The 18,771-nt window shown below is 67.7% G+C and carries 17 protein-coding genes and 1 pseudogene; 2 read left to right on the top strand and 16 right to left on the bottom strand.

Features of this window, described 5'->3' with window-relative positions:
- Positions 1–12: 12 nt before the first annotated feature.
- The 9 genes and pseudogenes from AC5Y4Z_RS08425 to AC5Y4Z_RS08385 form a co-directional block, all read right to left on the bottom strand.
- On the bottom strand, positions 13–1,158 hold the full coding sequence (locus AC5Y4Z_RS08425; protein WP_499962532.1) for a sulfotransferase family protein: 1,146 nt from the start codon (positions 1,156–1,158) through the stop codon (positions 13–15).
- A complete protein-coding gene (locus AC5Y4Z_RS08420) occupies positions 1,158–1,940 on the bottom strand; it encodes an SDR family oxidoreductase (RefSeq protein WP_499962529.1) in 783 nt (260 codons plus the stop codon). The genes AC5Y4Z_RS08425 and AC5Y4Z_RS08420 overlap by 1 nt, the downstream gene beginning before the upstream one ends.
- Positions 1,937–3,061, bottom strand: a complete 1,125-nt coding sequence (locus tag AC5Y4Z_RS08415; RefSeq protein WP_499963290.1) for a hypothetical protein — start codon at positions 3,059–3,061, stop codon at positions 1,937–1,939. The genes AC5Y4Z_RS08420 and AC5Y4Z_RS08415 overlap by 4 nt, the downstream gene beginning before the upstream one ends.
- 103 nt (positions 3,062–3,164) lie before the next feature.
- A complete protein-coding gene (locus tag AC5Y4Z_RS08410) occupies positions 3,165–3,458 on the bottom strand; it encodes a hypothetical protein (RefSeq protein WP_499962527.1) in 294 nt (97 codons plus the stop codon).
- A 728-nt stretch (positions 3,459–4,186) separates the two neighbouring features.
- Positions 4,187–4,756: pseudogene (locus AC5Y4Z_RS08405) on the bottom strand (PPE family protein); the annotation flags it as partial.
- A 140-nt stretch (positions 4,757–4,896) separates the two neighbouring features.
- Positions 4,897–6,639 carry a PPE family protein gene (locus AC5Y4Z_RS08400; RefSeq protein ID WP_499962525.1) on the bottom strand — a complete coding sequence of 581 codons (1,743 nt, stop codon included), beginning with the start codon at positions 6,637–6,639 and terminating at the stop codon, positions 4,897–4,899.
- A gap of 122 nt (positions 6,640–6,761) precedes the next feature.
- On the bottom strand, positions 6,762–7,817 hold the full coding sequence (gene dmpG / locus AC5Y4Z_RS08395) for a 4-hydroxy-2-oxovalerate aldolase (protein WP_499962523.1): 1,056 nt from the start codon (positions 7,815–7,817) through the stop codon (positions 6,762–6,764).
- Complete coding sequence (locus AC5Y4Z_RS08390) at positions 7,814–8,728, bottom strand: acetaldehyde dehydrogenase (acetylating) (protein WP_499962521.1); 915 nt, start codon at positions 8,726–8,728, stop codon at positions 7,814–7,816. Before AC5Y4Z_RS08390 ends, dmpG begins: the two co-directional genes overlap by 4 nt.
- Positions 8,729–8,770: 42 nt before the next feature.
- Complete coding sequence (locus AC5Y4Z_RS08385; protein WP_499962519.1) at positions 8,771–9,556, bottom strand: 2-keto-4-pentenoate hydratase; 786 nt, start codon at positions 9,554–9,556, stop codon at positions 8,771–8,773.
- A gap of 84 nt (positions 9,557–9,640) precedes the next feature.
- Here AC5Y4Z_RS08385 and kstD point away from each other — a divergent pair, with 84 nt between their 5' ends.
- Together kstD and chsH3 are read left to right on the top strand one after the other, a co-directional pair.
- Positions 9,641–11,323, top strand: a complete 1,683-nt coding sequence (gene kstD / locus AC5Y4Z_RS08380; RefSeq protein WP_499962517.1) for a 3-oxosteroid 1-dehydrogenase — start codon at positions 9,641–9,643, stop codon at positions 11,321–11,323.
- Between the two features lies 1 nt (position 11,324).
- On the top strand, positions 11,325–12,185 hold the full coding sequence (chsH3, locus tag AC5Y4Z_RS08375; RefSeq protein ID WP_499962515.1) for an enoyl-CoA hydratase ChsH3: 861 nt from the start codon (positions 11,325–11,327) through the stop codon (positions 12,183–12,185).
- 97 nt (positions 12,186–12,282) lie between these two features.
- On the opposite strand, the gene AC5Y4Z_RS08370 is transcribed toward chsH3, so the two are convergent.
- The 7 genes from AC5Y4Z_RS08370 to AC5Y4Z_RS08340 all read right to left on the bottom strand — a co-directional run bounded on the left by AC5Y4Z_RS08370 (position 12,283) and on the right by AC5Y4Z_RS08340 (position 18,683).
- Positions 12,283–12,639 carry a type II toxin-antitoxin system HicB family antitoxin gene (locus tag AC5Y4Z_RS08370; RefSeq protein ID WP_499962513.1) on the bottom strand — a complete coding sequence of 119 codons (357 nt, stop codon included), beginning with the start codon at positions 12,637–12,639 and terminating at the stop codon, positions 12,283–12,285.
- Between the two features lie 148 nt (positions 12,640–12,787).
- The gene (gene ltp2, locus AC5Y4Z_RS08365; protein WP_499963288.1) at positions 12,788–13,945 is read right to left on the bottom strand and encodes a 17-hydroxy-3-oxo-4-pregnene-20-carboxyl-CoA lyase; all 1,158 of its coding nucleotides are present in this window, start codon (positions 13,943–13,945) and stop codon (positions 12,788–12,790) included.
- Positions 13,945–14,337, bottom strand: a complete 393-nt coding sequence (locus AC5Y4Z_RS08360; RefSeq protein WP_499962511.1) for a MaoC family dehydratase — start codon at positions 14,335–14,337, stop codon at positions 13,945–13,947. Before AC5Y4Z_RS08360 ends, ltp2 begins: the two co-directional genes overlap by 1 nt.
- Complete coding sequence (locus AC5Y4Z_RS08355; protein WP_499962509.1) at positions 14,334–15,266, bottom strand: bifunctional MaoC family dehydratase N-terminal/OB-fold nucleic acid binding domain-containing protein; 933 nt, start codon at positions 15,264–15,266, stop codon at positions 14,334–14,336. The genes AC5Y4Z_RS08360 and AC5Y4Z_RS08355 overlap by 4 nt, the downstream gene beginning before the upstream one ends.
- Complete coding sequence (fadE29, locus tag AC5Y4Z_RS08350) at positions 15,263–16,426, bottom strand: acyl-CoA dehydrogenase FadE29 (protein ID WP_499962507.1); 1,164 nt, start codon at positions 16,424–16,426, stop codon at positions 15,263–15,265. The genes AC5Y4Z_RS08355 and fadE29 overlap by 4 nt, the downstream gene beginning before the upstream one ends.
- Positions 16,417–17,430 (bottom strand): acyl-CoA dehydrogenase family protein, encoded by a 1,014-nt coding sequence (locus AC5Y4Z_RS08345; protein ID WP_499962504.1) that lies wholly within the window; start codon positions 17,428–17,430, stop codon positions 16,417–16,419. Before AC5Y4Z_RS08345 ends, fadE29 begins: the two co-directional genes overlap by 10 nt.
- Positions 17,430–18,683: a cytochrome P450 gene (locus AC5Y4Z_RS08340; RefSeq protein WP_499962502.1), complete on the bottom strand. Its 1,254-nt coding sequence runs from the start codon at positions 18,681–18,683 to the stop codon at positions 17,430–17,432. Before AC5Y4Z_RS08340 ends, AC5Y4Z_RS08345 begins: the two co-directional genes overlap by 1 nt.
- Positions 18,684–18,771: the final 88 nt, after the last annotated feature.

The following is an 18,771-nucleotide window of genomic DNA, read 5'->3' as shown; positions in this document are numbered from 1 at the left end:
GGCCCGGCGCTCTCACAGCCCGGCGAATCGCTCCTTGACCGCCTCGACGGTCAGCCCGTAGTCGGCCAGCGAATACGTGTGTTTGGGCGCGCGCTCCCCGGACTGGCTGTCGGCGTGGGTCTTTTCCATCGCGGCCCGCGCCTCGTCGGTCAGCGTCAGACCGAAATGGCGATAGATGTCGGCCACGGTGCCCATCGGGTCGGCGATCAGCTTGCGGTAGTCGACGTCGTAGAACTGGGCCGGATCGTATTTGGCGCGCGCGGTATTGAAGTGCTCCAGCCCGCGCGACCAGGTTTCCATTGCGTCAGCGCCGATTTCGGCGCCGACGAAGGTCGTCGACCAGCCCTCCGAGGTGTGCTGCGCCAGCGAGCACATCGAGGCCATGATGGTTTCGACGGGCCGGTGCGTCTGGATCACCAGCGCGTCGGGGTAGGTCGCCATCAGGGCGTCCAGCGCGAAGAGGTGGCTGGGGTTCTTCAGCACCCATCGCTTGTCGGCGTCGTTGAGCCCGATCAACTGGAGGTTCTTGCGGTGCCGGCGGTACGACGGCGTCCAGTCCTGCTGCGCCAACCACTTTGAGTAGGTGGGCAAATGCGACAGCGTCTCATAGGACACCGAATGCAGCGACTGCCGCAGCAGCTGCCAGCACTCCTCCAGCTCGTATGCGGCCATGAAGTGCAGGCCGGTGTAGCCGGGGTTCTCCGCGTGGTGCTGCGTGAACTGCGCGTCGAGCTGGCGGTACAGCGGGTGGGAATCCCAGGTTTCGCGGGGCGGGCGCGGCTGCGGGAACTCGGCCAGCCACATGTGCAGCCCCTGGTGCGCCGGGTCGGCCCCCAGCAGTCGGTGCAGCGCGGTGGTTCCGGTGCGCACCAGCCCGGTGACGAAGATCGGCCGCTGGATCGCCACGTCGGCGTGCTGGGGGTGCTGCTTCCACGCGGACTCGGACAGCAGCCGGGCCACCAGCGCACCGCGCAGGAAGAACCGATTCATCTTGCTGCCCAACACCGTCAGGCCCGCATCGCGCCGGTAGGAGTCGAGCAGCACCTCCAGCGCCTCGCGGTAGTTGTCGTCGTCGGCGCCGAAGTCGTCGAGGCCGGTCAGCTTGGTGGCCGATGCGTGCAGGTCGTCGACGGTGCCGACGTCGGTCCGATCGGTCATCAGGTGTGGTACTCCCCGCAGTTGACGTCCAGCGTCTGCCCGGTGATGCCGCTGGACATGTCGCTGGCCAAAAAGAGGATCGCCGAAGCCACCTCGTCCTCGGTGGGCAGCCGCTTGAGGTCGGAGCCGGCCGCCGTGGCCTCGTAGATCTGCTCGGCCGTGGTGCCGTACTTGCCGGCCTGGTGGTTGAAGTAGCCCTGCAGCGTCTCGCCCCAGATATAGCCCGGTGCAACGGAATTGACCCGGATCCCCTGCTCACCCAATTCGGTGGCCAGTGAGTGCGACATCGCCAGCAACGCGGACTTGGCCATCTTGTACGCGCCGTACTTGGCCTGCGAATGCCGAAGCACCATGGAGTTGACGTTGACGATCGACCCCTTCGACTCGGCCAACGCCGGCGTGAACCCCTGGATCAGCCGCAGCGCCCCGAGTGCGCTGAGTTCGATCGCGTCGCGGATGTGCTGAAAGCTGGTGCCCGAGAATGGTTTCAGCGACGGCACCCGGAACGCGTTGTTGATCAGCACATCCACCCTGCCGTAGGCCTCCAGCGTCGCATCGACGAGGTTTTTCACCTGGTCTTCGTCGGTGATGTCGGCACGCACCGTAGTCGCGCGGCCCCCGAGGTCGGCGATCTGCTTGGCGACGGCCTCCAACCGGTCCAGGCTGCGGGCGGCCAGCACCAGGTCGGCGCCGTCGCGTGCGCAACGGTGCGCCAGCGTGGTACCAAGGCCCGGGCCCACACCGCTGATCACCACGACCTTGCCGTCGAGCAACTTTGTCATCCCAGCATCCTTGCCTGAATTTGCTGTTGACGCAACGCGATTCGCGCTCGCCACCCGTCCTCGGAGATCTTGTTGTGCTCGAAGTACGGCAGCGCGCCCGGCACGGCATCGAAGTCGACGAGCTCGACCGTCGGCCCGTCGGCCTCGATGAGCTCGCGGGACACCCGTTGCCAGCGGAACTGCAGGAAGCCCCGCCGATGTCCCAGCGTCTCCACCCAGTTGGTCACGCCCGGGTTCTGGTCGGCCACGACGATGCGGACCTTGCCGTCCGGATCCGCCTGCGCCTGAGTGTTGTTCAGCGACGTCTGGTGGTTGATGTAGTCCAGCGAGATGTACCACAGGCTGCCCAGCTGGAAGCCCAGATAGGGAGCGTCCGAGACCGGGATCGTGATCACCAGGGCCTGATCGGGCTGCAGGTCGAAGTGCCCGGCCGACGAGTACTGGGTCGCCAGCCCGCCGGGGGTCAGCCTGGGCGCGACCATGGTGTTGACCGGGATGTCCAGGTAGAACCATTGGGGGAACTGCAGCCACGTCTTGATCCGGTTCACCAGTTGCTTACCCGCTGTGGCGTAACGCTTTTCGATCGTCTGGCGCGTCAACGGGGGCGGCGCGGTGCCCGCCGTGTCGGTCCGGGCGATGCTCAGCGTGCCGCGTTGCGCCGCCCAGTCGCCGTAGACCTCACGGATCACCAGTTGGCCGGGGCTGGTCGGTCGCACCCGCCACTCGAAGCTGCCGTCGGCGGCGATGTCGAGTTCACGATCGTCGAAGGCGGCCTGGCTGGCCGGCACGTTGTCGTCGGTGTACTCGCCGCCGAGCAGTTGGAAGCTCAGGTCGGTGGTGGTGCCGCGCCGGCCGGTGACGACGTACTCGTGGTCGGGCTGCACCCGGGTGCCGAAGTACAGGGTGTCGGGGTTGTCCAGGCCCATCTTGGTGAACGGCCCGGTGCCCGATTGCAGGAACGGGTGGTCGCGGTCGTAGTCGAAGGCCAGGTGCGTGCAGGCCGCGATGCAGCCGGCCAGATATTGCAGGCCTTCGAGCAGGTCGGCTTCGGTCTCGATGAACGGGGCGGCGGCGACGAGCTGTTCGGCCTCGGCGATCGCAGAGGCGAGCGGGCCACTCAAGGGGTTTGCGGACACGTCTAGACGCTAGAACGTGTTCTACTTTTTAGTCAATGGCGAACGTTCCCGCGTGTCCGCCCCGGTGTTCAGCGACGAGGCCGACTCACTACGGCGCGCACTGCTGGGACAGGTCGATCAGGTGCTGCCGCACATCCGGGTGCCGATTCAGGTAGGCGATGACGTCGCCGCCGTCGCCCTCCGCCTGCGACTTGGCCTGCAGCTGCGCATGCAGGTCCGGATGCCGGTTGAGGTACGCGTCGATGGAATTGCCCACCGTCTGGTTGCACGGCGGGTCCGCGCTGGCCGACGGCATGGCGATCAGCACCGAGGCGGCGGCGCCCACCAGCCCCCCGGCGACCAGGCCGTACAACCCCCGGCCCATAGCGACTTTCACAGTCATCGGATTGCTCCTTTGCACAGGCTTGCAATCCACAGTACCCGCGCCGGCGGGAGGGAAAACGGCTCCGCTGGTGAGGCGGGTCAGTTCGCCCGGGCTTCCGGTTCGGAAGGCTCGTCCAGCGGCATCGCCACCGCGACCCGCTCGCCCGACCCGCGCGCTTCCGTCGCGGTGGTCTCGGCCTTCGCGGTCTCCGAGACCTCCGCCGCCGGTCCCGCCGCGGTCGATGTCGCGGTGAGAGGCGTTGCGGCCGCGGGGATCGTCGCTTCCAAGGCCTCCTCGACTTCCGGTGCCACGGGTTCCGCCGGCGGCGCCGCAGCGGGCTCCTTCGCCGCCGGGGCCTGCGGCGCGGGCGCCGTGCCCGCGGATGCCGAGGAACTGTTCGCCGCGGCCGCCATCGTCATCGCCGCCATGCCGCCGGCCCCGATCAAGCCCGGGTTCATGCCACCGATGGCACCGACGCTCCCGGCGCTCCCGCCGCCGAGGCTTCCGGGGCCGACGCTCCCGGCGCCGACGTCGGCGCCGCCCGCCGTCCCGACACCGGCGTTGACGTCGCCGCCAGCCGCCGCGCCGGCGTAGCCGCTGTCCAGCGTTCCGCCGCCCGCGGCGACCCCACCGGCGCCGACACTCCCGCCCCCGTCGCCGCCCGTTCCGCCGGCGGCGCCGGCCGGGGCGACGCCGCCCGCGGCTCCGCCCGCCGCGCCGGTGGCACCGGTGCTGATCGGGCCTTGACCGGCAGCGCCGCCGGCCAGGCCGCCCATGCCCGGGATGCTGGGAATGGGCGGGAGGCTCGCCTGCCCGGACAGCAGTTGTCCGGCCGCCGCCGACGCCCCGCCGTGATAGCCCACCATCGCCGAGACGTCCTGGGCCCACATCTCGAGGTATTGGAACTCGGTTTCCGCGATCGCCGGCCAGTTCTGGCCGAACAGGTTGGACATCACCAGCTGCACGAGGCCGTTGCGGTTGGCGTCCACCTGCAACGGGTGCACGGTCGCGGCCAGCGCCGACTCGAAGGCGCTGGCCACCGCCTGGGCCTGGGATGCCGCGCCGGCGGCCTGCGTCGCGGCCGCGCTCAACCACCCGGCGTACGGGGCGGCCGCCGACGCCATCGCCTGCGCGGCCGCGCCCTGCCAGGCCTGGCTTGCCAAGGTCGACGTCACCGAGGAGAACGATTCGGCCGCGGACCCGAGCTCGGCCGCCAGCCCGTTCCAGGCCGCGGCGGCCTCCAGCATCGGCGCCGCGCCGGCACCCGCGTACATCAGCAGCGAGTTGATCTCGGGCGGCAACGTCAAGAAACTCATCGAATCCCCTAGCGGCGCATGCAATCAAGACAACGCTAAACCAACCCAGGCGGAGGATCGCTGCCTTCCGCCGGATTCAAAGCATTTTATAGATTAGTCCGCCCGCGCACAGGCCGATGAGCCCGGCCACGGGGTGGGCGTCAGTGGCCGAATCCCGAAACCAGGTTGGTCTTGTTGAAGCCGCCCGAGTTTACGGTGCCCGAGTTGTAGAAGCCGGTAGCCACACTCCCGGAGTTACCCAGGCCCACGGTCTGAAAGCCCGAGTTCCCGATGCCCGCGTCGTCCTGCGAAGTCGCCGTGTTGTACAGGCCCGAACTGTTGAAACCCCCGTTGAAGAAGCCGGAGTTGCCCGCGCCGGTGTTGAAGAAGCCCGACGACCCGGGCTTGGTGTTGCCGAAGCCCGAGTTCGTCCCCGGCCCGGTGCCGACGGCCCCAACGCCGGTGTTCAGCGACCCCGCATTGAAAGCGCCGGTATTCGTGCTGCCGGAGTTGCCCTCGCCGGTGTTGAGAATGCCTGAGTTCATGTCACCGGTGTTGAAGCGGCCCGCATTGAAGCTGCCGGTGTTGACCACCCCCGAGTTGAACATGCCGGCGTTCAGCTGGCCCGAGTTGCCGAACCCGAAGTTCGCCAGGCCGCCGTTGCCGATGCCGGTGTCCAAGCCGCCCGCGTTTCCGAAGCCCGTGTTGAGACCGCCCGAGTTGCCGAAACCGGTGTTATGGCCGGCGTTGACGGCGGCAACGAGCGAACCGGAGTTTCCGATCCCGACGTTTCCGTCGCTCGAGTTGAAGAAGCCCACGTTCCCGTTGCCGGAGTTGAAGAATCCGATGTTGTTGGTGCCGGAGTTTCCGAAGCCGATGTTGCCGCTGCCGGAGTTCAAACCGTTGAAGACGAAATGACCGGTGGTCCTGTCGAAGTACGCATTGCCTACACCGACCAGGTTGTTACCGGTGAGGCCAAACCCGATGTTGTTGTTGCCGGTGTTGCCCGCGCCGACGTTGCCATTGCCGCCGCTGTTGCCCATCCCGACGTTGGACACCCCGACGTTGCCGAAGCCCACGTTGCCGGTGCCGGTGTTGCCGCTGCCGTAGTTGTTGTTGCCGATGTTGCCGTTGCCGAAGTTGCCGTTGCTCGGAGCGATGCTGATTCCGTTGCCGCTGCCGAAATTGCCGTTGCCGATGTTGCCGCTGCCGAAGTTGGAGTTTCCGGTGTTTCCGCCGCCGACGTTCGCGTCGCCCCTGTTTCCGCCGCCGGCGTTGGTGTTGCCCGTGTTGCCGCTGCCCAGGTTGAGGTTGCCCTTGTTGCCGCCGCCGAGGTTGGCGTTGCCGATGTTGCCGGGCAACAAATTCGGCAGGCTCATGAGCGCCTGCTCCAGCTGCTCGATGGGCGTCATCGCCGCCGCCGCCGACGAAGCCCCCGAGTAATAGCCGAACATCGCCTCGACGTCGGCCGCCCACATCTGTTCGTATTCGCCCTCGAGCTGCGCGATCACGGGCGCGTTGAAGCCGAACCAGTTCGACATCACCAGCTGCACCAGCGAGTTGCGGTTGAGGTTCACCAACGGCGGCTGCACGGTCGCGGCCTGCGCCGCCTCGAACGCGCTGACCACCGCCTGGGCCTGGGCCGCCGCCTCGGAGGCCTGCGCGGCCGCGGCGCTCAACCACCCGCTGTACGGTGTGGCCGCGGCCGTCATCGCGGCGGCCGCCGGGCCCTGCCACGCCTGACCCGTCAGACCCGCCGTCACCGACGAAAACGACGCCGCCGCATCGGCCAGTTCCGCGGCCAGCCCGTCCCAGGACGCGGCGGCCTCCAGCAAGGGCGCCGATCCCGCGCCCGAAAACATCAGCAAAGAATTAATTTCCGGCGGCAACATTATGAAACTCATCGTTTCCGTCCTTTTCGGCGCGAACACAGACGTCAAAGGGACGGTAAGGCGGATTCGGCGTGGCGTCTCGCTTTTGGGCAAATTCGGCGGCTAATAAAGTCGCCGCGGATCAACGGGCTCCGTCAGCGGGTGACGACGGCCCCGTCGGCCTGTTCGCGCTTGATCTCCAGAGCGATGTCGATGAGCTGGTCTTCCTGGCCGCCGATGAGCTTGCGCTGACCCGCCCGGTGCAGCAGCGCGTGGGCCGGCACGCCGTAGCGCTCGGCCTGCCGCACGGCGTGCTTGAGGAAGCTGGAGTAGACGCCCGAATAGCCCATGATCAGCGCGTTGCGGTCGAGCAGGCATTCGGCCGGCATGGCCGGGCGAACGACGTCCTCGGCGGCGTCGGCGATGTCGAAGAAGTCGATGCCGGTCTTCACGCCGATCTTGTCGAACACCCCGATCAGGGCCTCGACCGGCGCGTTGCCCGCCCCGGCCCCGAAGCGGCGGCAGGAGCCGTCGATCTGCTTGGCGCCCGCGCGGACGGCCTCGACCGAGTTGGCCACCCCCAGCCCGAGGTTCTCGTGACCGTGGAAACCGACCTGGGCGTCATCGCCCAGTTCTGCGACGAGCGCCGCCACCCGGTCGCGCACTCCTTCGAGGACGAGCGCACCGGCCGAGTCGACGACGTAGACGCACTGGCAGCCGGCGTCGGCCATGATGCGCGCCTGGGCGGCCAGCTTCTCCGGCGGGATGGTGTGGGCCATCATCAGGAAGCCGACGGTTTCCAACCCGAGCTCACGGGCCAGCCCGAAGTGCTGGATCGACACGTCGGCTTCGGTGCAGTGGGTGGCGATCCGGCAGATCGAGCCGCCGTTGTTCTGCGCCTCCTTGATGTCCTCCTTGGTGCCGACGCCGGGCAGCATCAGGAAGGCGATCTTGGCCTCCTTGGCCGTCTCGGCCGCGAGCTTGATCAGCTCCTGCTCGGGCGTCTTGGAGAACCCGTAGTTGAAGCTCGACCCGCCCAGCCCGTCGCCGTGCGTCACCTCGATGACCGGCACGCCCGCGGCGTCCAGCGCCGCCACGATGGCGCCGACCTCGTCCTTGGTGAACTGGTGGCGCTTGTGGTGGGAGCCGTCCCGAAGCGACGTGTCGGTCATCCGGACGTCCCAGATGGGATTGAAGAAGATGTCGCTCATCGGGTGCCTCCCGCAACGCTCAGCGTCTCCTTGGCGATCTCCTCGCCGACCTTGGTCGCCGCCGCGGTCATGATGTCCAGGTTGCCCGCGTACGGCGGCAGGTAATCCCCGGCGCCCTCGACCTCCACGAAGGTGGTCACCAGGGCCTGCCCGCCGGAGTTGATCGAGGGGTCGTCGAACTGCGGCTCGTTGAGCAGCCGGTAGCCGGGCACGTAGGTCTGCACCTCGGCGACGACGTCGTGGATGGACTTGGCGATCGCGTCGCGGTCGGCGTCCTCGGGGATGGCGCAGAAGATGGTGTCGCGCATGATCATCGGCGGGTCGGCCGGGTTGAGGATGATGATCGCCTTGCCCCGCTTGGCGCCGCCGATGGTCTCGACGCCCTTGCTGGTGGTCTTGGTGAACTCGTCGATGTTGGCCCGGGTGCCCGGCCCCGCCGAGACCGACGCCACCGACGCCACGATCTCGGCGTACGGCACCTCGACGGCCCGCGACACGGCATACACGATCGGGATCGTGGCCTGCCCGCCGCAGGTGATCATGTTGACGTTCGGCGCGTCCAGGTGCTCGCGCAGGTTGGCCGGCGGGATCACCGCGGGACCCACCGCGGCCGGCGTCAGGTCGATGGCCCGGATGCCGGCGGCCTCGTACTTCGGCGCGGCGTCTCGGTGGACGTAGGCGCTGGTCGCCTCGAACACCAGGTCGGGCTTCTCCGACTGCGCCAACAGCCAGTCGACGCCCTCGTGGGTGGTCTCCAACCCGAGCTTGCGGGCCCGCGCCAGGCCTTCGCTCTCGGGGTCGATCCCCACCATCCAGCGGGGTTCCAGCCAGTCGGAGCGAAGGAGTTTGTAGAGCAGGTCGGTGCTGATGTTTCCCGACCCGACGATCGCCACACTCGCCTTAGACGGCATGATGCTCCCTTTTATCTGGATTAGTTCAAAACTAATCCGACACTATTCAAACGACAACCGAACGGAACCCAGCCCGGTGAACTCGGCGACGAATTCGTCTCCGGCGTGTGCATCGATCGCCCGGGTGCACGATCCGGGTAACACGATGTCACCTTTTCGCAGCCGCACCCCGAAGCTTTCCACCTTGCGGGCCAACCACGCGACCGCGGTGACCGGGTTGCCCAGCACCGCGTCGCTGCGGCCCTCGGCGATCACCTCGCCGTTGCGGGTCAGGACCGCGTCGATCGCCTTGACGTCGATGTCGGCCGGCGCGACCCTCCCCTCGCCCAGCACGAAACCCGCCGACGAGGCGTTGTCGGCGATGGTGTCGCACAGCGCGATCTTCCAGTCGGTGATGCGGGTGTCGATCAGCTCGATCGACGGGGCCAGGGCTTCGGTGGCCGCCAGCACGTCGTCCTCGGTGCAGCCGGCGCCCGGAAGGTCGGCGGACAGGATGAAACCCACCTCGACCTCGACGCGGGGATACAGGTAGCGGCCGGCCTTCACCGGGGTGTCCTCGAACACCTGCATCTCGTCGAGCAGATGGCCGTAGTCCGGCTCGTCGACCCCCATCATCTGCTGCATCGCCAGCGACGACAGGCCCACCTTGTGGCCCAGCACGCGGGCCCCTTCGGCCACCCGCTGGCGGATGTTGATCAGCTGAATTTCGTAGGCGTCGACGACGTCGATGTCCGGGTACGCGGCGGTCAGCGGCGCGATGGGTTCGCGGCTTCGCTCCGCTTGCGCCAGGTCGGCGGCCAGCTCGTCGCGGATCGCAACACTGAGCATTCCTCCGAAGTCCCCTCGTCCTCAAGTCATCGGTGTGACCGGGCCAGTAGCGCCCGGCCCGGGCAATTCTATAACGTGTTCTACATGACAGCGCAGGAGTACGACGTCGTCGTGGTCGGGAGCGGCGGGGCCGGCATGGTGGCTGCCCTTGCCGCCGCGCACCGGGGCCTCTCGACAATAGTGATCGAGAAGGCCCCCCATTTCGGCGGCTCCACCGCGCGCTCCGGGGGCGGCGTCTGGATTCCCAACAACGAGGTGCTCCAGCGCGACGGCGTTCGGGACACCGCCGAGGCGGCCCGCACCTACCTGCACGGCATCATCGGCGACATCGTGGAGCCCGAGCGCATCGACGCCTACCTCGAGCGCGGTCCCGAGATGCTCTCGTTCGTGCTCAAGCACACGCCGTTGAAGATGTGCTGGGTGCCGCGCTACTCCGACTACTACCCCGAGGCGCCGGGCGGTCGCGCCGAGGGCCGGTCGATCGAGCCCAAGCCGTTCAACGCCCGCAAGCTCGGCGCCGACGAACCCGGCCTCGAACCCGCTTATGGCAAGGTCCCGCTCAACGTGGTTGTGATGCAACAGGATTACGTGCGGCTCAACCAGCTCAAGCGGCACCCGCGGGGCGTGGCGCGCAGCCTGAAGGTCGGCGCGCGCACCATGTGGGCCAAGGCGACCGGCAAGAACCTGGTCGGCATGGGGCGCGCGCTGATCGGGCCGCTGCGGATCGGGTTGCAGCGCGCCGGCGTTCCGGTGGTGCTCAACACCGCCCTGACCGACCTGTATGTCGAGGACGGCGTGGTCCGCGGGGTCTATGCGCGCGACGCCAGTTCGTCGGAATCCGCCGAGCCACAACTGATCCGGGCCCGACGCGGGGTGATCCTGGCCTGCGGCGGTTTCGAGCACAACGAGCAGATGCGGGTGAAGTACCAGCGCGCGCCGATCACCACCGAATGGACCGTCGGTGCCAAGGCCAATACCGGCGACGGCATCCTCGCCGGCGAAAAGCTGGGCGCCGCGTTGGACATCATGGAGGACGCCTGGTGGGGCCCGACGGTGCCGCTGGTCGGCGCGCCGTGGTTCGCGCTGTCGGAGCGCAACTCGCCGGGGTCGATCATCGTCAACATGTCCGGCAAGCGGTTCATGAACGAATCGATGCCCTACGTCGAAGCCTGCCACCACATGTACGGCGGGGAATACGGCCAGGGACCGGGCCCGGGCGAGAACATCCCCGCCTGGCTGGTGTTCGACCAGCAGTACCGCGACCGCTACATCTTCGCGGGACTGCAGCCCGGACAACGCATTCCGCGCAAGTGGCTGGACTCCGGTGTGATCATCCAGGCCGACACCTTGGAGCAGCTCGCCGAGAAGGCCGGCCTTCCGGTCGACGAATTCGTGGCCACCGTGCGGCGATTCAACGGGTTTGCGCGCTCCGGCGTCGACGAGGACTACCGGCGCGGCGAGAGCGCCTACGACCGCTACTACGGCGACCCGACCAACAAGCCGAACCCCAACCTCGGCGAGCTCACCCACGCGCCCTACTACGCCGCCAAGATGGTGCCCGGCGACCTGGGCACCAAGGGCGGCATCCGCACCGACGTGCACGGCCGCGCGCTGCGCGACGACGGCAGCGTCATCGACGGCCTTTATGCCGCGGGCAATGTCAGCGCGCCCGTAATGGGGCACACCTATCCCGGCCCGGGCGGCACCATCGGTCCGGCGATGACGTTCGGTTACCTCGCCGCCCTGCACATCGCCGAGGGGGCCTGACATGCCGATCGACGTAGACGTCGCGCTGGCCGCCGAGCTGGACCCCATCGAATTCTCTTGGACCAGTAGCGATATCCAGCTGTATCACCTGGGGCTGGGCGCCGGCGCGGACCCGATGGACCCCCGCGAACTCCGTTATCTGGTGGACGAGACACCCCAGGTGCTGCCGACCTTCGGCAACGTTGCGGCCAGCTTCCACATGACCAAGCCGCCGACGGTGCAGTTCCCGGGCATCGACATCGAGCTGGGCAAGGTGTTGCACGCGTCCGAGCGCGTGGAAGTGCCCGCGCCGCTGCCGCCGTCGGGGTCGGCCCGCGCGGTCACCCGGTTCACCGAGATCTGGGACAAGGGCAAGGCCGCGGTGATCTGGAGCGAGACGGCGGTCAGCGCCCCCGACGGCACGCTGCTGTGGACGCAGCGGCGATCGATCTTCGCCCGCGGCGAGGGCGGATTCGGCGGGGAACGCGGGCCGTCCTCGTCGGACGCCGCGCCCGACCGGGCGCCGGATCTCGAGGTCGACGTGCCGATCCTGCCGCAGCAGGCGCTGTTGTATCGGCTGTGCGGCGACCGCAACCCGCTGCACTCGGATCCCGAATTCGCCGCCGCCGCAGGCTTTCCCCGGCCGATCCTGCACGGGCTGTGCACCTACGGCATGACGTGCAAGGCGATCACCGACGCGCTGCTGGACGGCGATGCCGGCGCGGTGGCCGCCTACGGCGCGCGGTTCGCCGGCGTGGCCTTCCCGGGTGAGACGCTCAAGGTCGGCATCTGGAAAGAGAACGGCCGGTTCGTGGCCAGCGTTGTCGCGCCTGCGCGCGACAACGCCGTCGTGCTGAGCGGCGTGGAGTTGGTCCCCGCCTGACCCACAGCTGGTTTGCGCCCCAGCAGTCACACCCGTACCTGCGGGGAGGGCATGACATGCTTCGCAAAGCGCTGGCGCATGCGATATCACTGTCGCCTCAATCGAAACCGAAGAGGTCGCCCAGACTCGGCCCACGGTTTCCGGAGAGCTTTTGCACCACCCATTGATTCATCGAGACGTTCTGCTCGGTGGCTTCGATGGCGAGCCGCGCGTGTAACGCCGGGGACGTCCTGACGACGAACTTGCCGCTGTATTGGCGCTCGGTCAGTGGCCTCGGCACGTCTTCGCCGGCCGCTTGCCGCTCGGCGATGAACTCGTCGACCGCGTGCTCGATAGCGGCGGTGGCCTCCCGCAGGGTCGGGGCCCAGCGCGACAACCACGAGAATTCGATACACCGGCCAACGAATTCGCCATGCTCAGCCGACCATTCAACCCGGTAGGTATAGCGGTTCACGGTCGGCGCGATATCGCATGCGCCATCAAGTTGGAGAAGGTATTACCACTTTCCCCGAGTGACTGATGTGATTCCTGGTACACGGCGCCAGCGTGTCACGCGTAACCGCCCGCGTCACTTCAGCCCACCGAGGGGATGGGGACAAGCCTCAGCCGAGGATCAACCCCGACGTCGGCACGCCGGTCCCCGCGGTGACGAGCACATGCTCGACGTCGGGCACCGGGTTCACCGAGGTGCCGCGCAGCTGCCGCACGCCCTCGGCGATGCCGTTCATGCCGTGGATGTAGGCCTCGCCGAGTTGACCGCCGTGCGTGTTGATCGGAAGCCTGCCGCCCACCTCGATCGCACCGTCGGCGATGAAGTCCTTCGCCTCGCCGCGGCCACAGAAGCCCAACTCCTCCAACTGAATCAGCGTGAACGGCGTGAAGTGGTCGTACAACACCGCGGTCTGGATATCGGTCGGCTTGAGACCGGATTGCTGCCACATCTGCCGACCGACCAGCCCCATCTCGGGCAGCCCGAGTTCGTCGCGGTAGTAGCTCACCATCGTGTACTGGTCGGGGCTGGACCCCTGGGCCGCCGCCTCGATGATCGCCGGCCGCTGCTTGAGGTCCCGCGCGCGCTCCACCGAAGTCACCACGATCGCCACCGCGCCGTCGGTCTCCTGGCAGCAGTCCAACAGCCGCAGTGGCTCGGCGATCCACCGCGAATTCTGGTGGTCCTCAATGGTGATCGGCTTCTGGTAGAAGTACGCCTTGGGGTTCTTGGCGGCATGCTTGCGGTCGGCCACCGAGATAGCGCCGAAGTCCCGGCTGGTCGCGCCGGAGGAGTGCATGTAGCGCTGGGCGATCATCGCGACCTGCGCTGCCGGGGTGGAAAGCCCGTGCGGGTACGAGAAAGAATTGTCCACGCCGGTCGAGTCGGCGCTCTCCGTCAGCCGCGTTTGCACCTGGCCGAACCGCATCCCGGACCGTTCGTTGAACGCCCGGTAGGCGACGACGACATCGGCCACGCCGGTCGCGACCGCCATCGCCGCCTGCTGGATGGTCGCGCACGCGGCCCCGCCGCCGTAGTGGATCTTGGAGAAGAACTTCAGTTCGCCGATCCCGGCCGCCCGCGCGACGGCCACCTCGGTGTTGGTGTCCATCGTGAACGTGGTCAGCCCGTCGACATCGGCAGGGCTCAGGCCGGCGTCGTCCAACGCGTCCAGCACCGCCTCGGCGGCCAGGCGCAGCTCGCTGCGGCCGGAGTCCTTCGAAAAGTCGGTGGCGCCGATCCCGACGATCGCCGCCTTCCCGGACAACATCACGCGGCCCCCATCGTCAGCGTCGCGGTCGCAATCACATGATCGCCAAGGCTGTTGCGGCCCACCACCTTCACGGTGATCAGCCCGTCGTCGACGGCGGTCACCTCGCCGGAGAACGTCACGGTGTCGTAGGCGTACCACGGCACCCCGAGCCGCAGCCCGATCGACTTGATCAGCGCCGACGGCCCGGCCCAGTCGGTGAGGTAGCGCTGGACCAGGCCGGTATCGGTGAGGATGTTGACGAAGATGTCCTTGGAGCCCTTCGCGACGGCCTTGTCCCGGTCGTGGTGCACGTCCTGGAAGTCCCGGGTGGCGATGGCCGTCGAGATGATGAACGTGGGGTCCCCATACAGTTTCAACTCGGGCAGCACGGTGCCAACGGATGCTGTCATTCGTCCGGCTCCCACGCGTAGAGGCTCCATTCCGGAAAGTCGATATACGTTGCGCGCACGGGCATTCCGATCTTCACCGTGGCCGGGTCCGCACCCCGCAGCTCGCCCAGCATTCGCACGCCCTCCTCGAGCTCGACCAACGCGATCACGAACGGCAACGTGCGGCCGGGCACCTTCGGCGCGTGGTGCACGACGAAGCTGAACACCGTCCCCTTACCGCTGGCCACCACGTAGTCGATCGGCTCGGACTTGTCCTGCCAGACCGCGGGCACCGGCGGGTGCTGCAGGCCGCCGTCGGCGAGCCGCTGAATCCGCAACTCGTGCGCCTTGACGCCCTCCCAGAAGAACGCGGTGTCCCGCGACGACGACGGGCGCATCATGGCGTCGGGGTCCAGGTCGTCGGGGACGGCGGAACCGGACGACTCCTCCCGCGGCTTGAACTTGAGGATGCGCCAGTTCATCTCGGCGACGTCCTCGTCACCGACGCGCCAGATGATGTGCTGGTTGACGAAGAAGCCCTCGCCGAGGGCGGTCTGCTTAGGCCCGACAATGTCGCCCATCTCCGAGGAGATGGTGACCTCTTCGCCCGGCTGCAGATAGCGGTGGTAGGTCTGCTCGCAGTTGGTGGCGACCACACCGATGTAGCCGTTGTCGTCGAACAGCTGCATGATCGGGCCCAGCGGGTCGTCCTTCGGACGCTCCCCGCCCAGGCCGAACATCGTCCACACCTGAATCATGGCCGGCGGCGCGACAATTCCCGGATGCCCGGCGGCTCGGGCCGCGGCCTCGTCCACGTAGATCGGATTGCGGTCACCGAGCGCCTCGACCCAGTTGTTGATCGTCGGCCGGTTCACCGGATCACGGCCGGCGCGCGGCTTCGCTCCGGCGGTCGCCTTGATCTCCGCGATCGCTTCGGCAATGTCCGTCATCTGGGCACCCTCGGCACCTTCAGCCCCGCGGCCGCAATCATTTCACGCATGACTTCGTTCACGCCTCCACCGAAAGTGATCACCAGGTTGCGTTTGGTTTGAGAGTCCAGCCAACGGAGCAGCTCGGCGGTGTCCGGCTCGGCGGGGTCGCCGTACTTGCCGACGATCTCCTCGGCGAGCCGGCCGATGTACTGAACCCGCTCCGTCCCAAAGACTTTCGTCGACGCGGCGTCGGCGACGTTGATGTCCTCACCGGCCGCGGCCACCTGCCAGTTGAGCAGCTCGTTGATCCGCCACATCGCGTAGATCTCGCCGAGCGCCCGCTTGACATCGGCGTGGTCGATCGGCGTGACCCCGTCGGCGCCCGGCTTGGACGCCCAGGCGTGCACGCGGTCGTAGATGCCGGCGGTCCGGCCCGCGGGGCCCAGCATGACCCGCTCGTTGTTGAGCTGGGTGGTGATCAGGCGCCACCCGCCGTTCTCCTCGCCGACCAGCATGTCGGCGGGCACCCGCACGTCGTTGTAGTAGGTGGCGTTGGTGTGGTGGGCGCCGTCGGACAAGATGATGGGCGTCCAGGAGTAGCCGGGATCCTTGGTGTCGACGATGAGGATCGAAATGCCCTTGTGCTTCACGGCTTCCGGGTCGGTCCGGCAGGCCAGCCAGATGTAGTCGGCGTCGTGCGCGCCGGTGGTGAACACCTTCTGGCCGTTGACGATGTACTCGTCGCCGTGCCGCACGGCGGTGGTCCGCAGGGACGCCAGGTCGGTGCCCGCCTCGGGTTCGGTGTAGCCGATCGCGAAGTGCACCTCGCCGGCCAGGATCGCCGGCAGGAACTTCTTCTTCTGCAGTTCGCTGCCGAACTGCTGCAGCGTCGGCCCGACCGTCTGCAACGTCACCGCGGGCAGCGGCACGTCGGCCCGGTGCGCCTCGTTGACGAAGATCGACTGCTCGATCGGGCCGAAACCCAGGCCGCCGAACTCCTTTGGCCACCCGACACCGAGCTTGCGGTCCTTGCCCATCCGCCGGATCACCGCGCGGTAGGCCTCGTTGTGGCGGTCCTGCTCCATCGCCTTCATCTCGTCGGACGAGATGAGGTTCGAAAAGTATTCCCGCAGTTCGGCTTGCAGCTGCCGCTGCTCCGGGGTCAGGTCTATGAACATTGCGCCCCTACCAGATCGAGACGATGAGAAGGACCGCCCACCAGCCGGGTCAGGTCCTTGATCGTGGAGTAGTACCGGTGCATGGGATAGGTGATGTCCATGCCCATCCCGCCGTGCAGGTGGTGGCACAGCTGCATCACCGGCGGCGCCTGCGAAGCCAGCCAGTACCCGAGCACATCGAGGTCGCTGTCGGCGTCTCGGCCCTCCGACAGCCTCCACACCACCGACTTCGCCGCCAAATCGATGGTGCGCGAAGCGATGTAGACCTCGGCCAGTTGCGCCGCCACGGTCTGGAACGTCGACAACGGCTTGCCGAACTGCTTGCGACCCGCCACGTAGTCGGCGGTGAGACGCAGCGCCCCGGCCACCAGGCCGTCGGCGTAGGCGCCGATCGCCGCCAGCGCCAGCTGGTTGACCCGGGGCGGGGCCGCGCCGGCCAGCACGTCGGCATCGGCGACTGCCACGCCATCGAACGTGACCGTGTACTCGTCCGACCCGTTCGACGTCGGCGTGCGCACCAGCCGCACGCCGTCGGCCCGGGGCGAGACGACCGCGACGGCGCTGTCGGCGGTCACGATCAGCCAATCGGCCTGTTCGGCATAGGGCACACCGATTTTGGTGCCCGACAGCCGCCCGCCCGCAAGCGTGGTGGCGGGCCGGTCGGGCAGCGCCGCGCCGGGCTCGTTGAGCGCCGCGGTCAACACCCCGCCCTTGGCGACCCCGGCCAGGAAACGGCCCTGCTGCTCCTCCGACGCGAGGTCGAGCAGCGGCACCACGCCGAGGCCCAGCGTGGCCAGCGCCGGGGTGATGGCGCCGTGGCGGCCGATTTCGGTGAGCAACGTGGCGACCTCGGGCAGACCCACGCCGTCGCCGCCGAGGCTTTCCGGCACCGGCAGCGCCGTCACGCCGCCGCCGACCAGGGCGTCCCAACTCAATTCCCGCTCGAGCACGGACGTGACCACGTCGGCGACGGCCTGCTGCGTCGCGGTGAGATCGAAGTCCATCAGCCCGCCACTGGGGATTGACCGGTGTAGTCGACCTGCCAGTGCTTGATGCCGTTGAGCCAGCCGGACCGCAGGCGCTCCGGCTTGGAGATCGACGTGAGGTCGGGCATGTGGTCGGCCACGGCGTTGAAGATCAGATTGATCGTCATCCGGGCCAGGTTGGCGCCGATGCAGTAGTGCGCACCGGTGCCGCCGAACCCGACGTGCGGGTTGGGGTCGCGGAAGATGTTGAAGGTGAACGGGTCCTCGAAGACCTCTTCGTCGAAGTTGGCCGACCGGTAGAACATCAGCACCCGCTGGCCCTTCTTGATGGTCACCCCGGACAGCTCGTAGTCCTCCAGCGCGGTGCGCTGGAAACAGCTGACCGGGGTAGCCCAGCGGACGATCTCGTCGGCGGCGGTCGCCGGGCGCTCCTTCTTGTACAGCTCCCACTGGTCGGGGAAGTCGGCGAACGCCATCATCCCCTGGGTGATGGAGTTCCGGGTGGTCTCGTTGCCGGCCACGGCGAGCATCACCACGAAGAAGCCGAACTCGTCGTCGGAGAGCTTTTCGCCGTCGATGTCGGCCTCGATCAGCTGGGTCACGATGTCATCGCCGGGGTTCTTCGACTTCTCCTCGGCCATCTGCATGGCGTACTGGATCAACTCGAACGACGACATCTTCGGGTCGATATCGGCGTACTCGGGGTCGTCGTTGCCCGTCATCTCGTTGGACCAGCGGAACAGCTTGTCGCGGTCCTCCTGCGGCACCCCGAGCAGCCCGGCGATCGCCTGCAGCGGCAGCTCGCAGGACACCTGTTCGACGAAGTCGCCGGACGACATGGCGGCGGCGTCGCGGGCGATCTTCTGGGCGCGCTCGCGGAGCTCGTCCTCGAGGCGTCCGACGGCGCGCGGCGTGAAACCGCGGGAGATGATCTTGCGCAGCCGGGTGTGGTGCGGCGCGTCCATGTTGAGCATGACGAAGCGCTGGACCTCGATGTCCTCGCGCGCGATGTCGTTGTTGAACCGCGGGATCACGCCGTTCTCGTAGCTGGAGAAGATGTCGCTGCGCCGCGAGATCTCCTTGACGTCGTTGAGCTTGGTGATCGCCCAGTAGCCGCCGTCGTGGAAGCCGCCGCCCTCGCCCGGGGCCTGCTCGTTCCACCAGATCGGCGCGGTCGCGCGCACCTCGGCAAACTCTTCGACCGGAATGCGCTCGGTCCAGATGTCGGGGTCGGTGAAATCGAACCCGGGCGGGAGATTGGGGCTGGGCACGGCGTACTTCTCCTTACTAGCTCTACTAGTGGCGCTCTGTTGCCAGTAAAACATGCCTTAACCGCAGACAAAAGGCGCCGAAGCATCG

This window comes from Mycobacterium sp. NGS63 (genome assembly GCF_059812295.1).
Note: the sequence above shows the minus strand (reverse complement) of the source record. Positions and strands in the feature narration are given on the sequence as shown.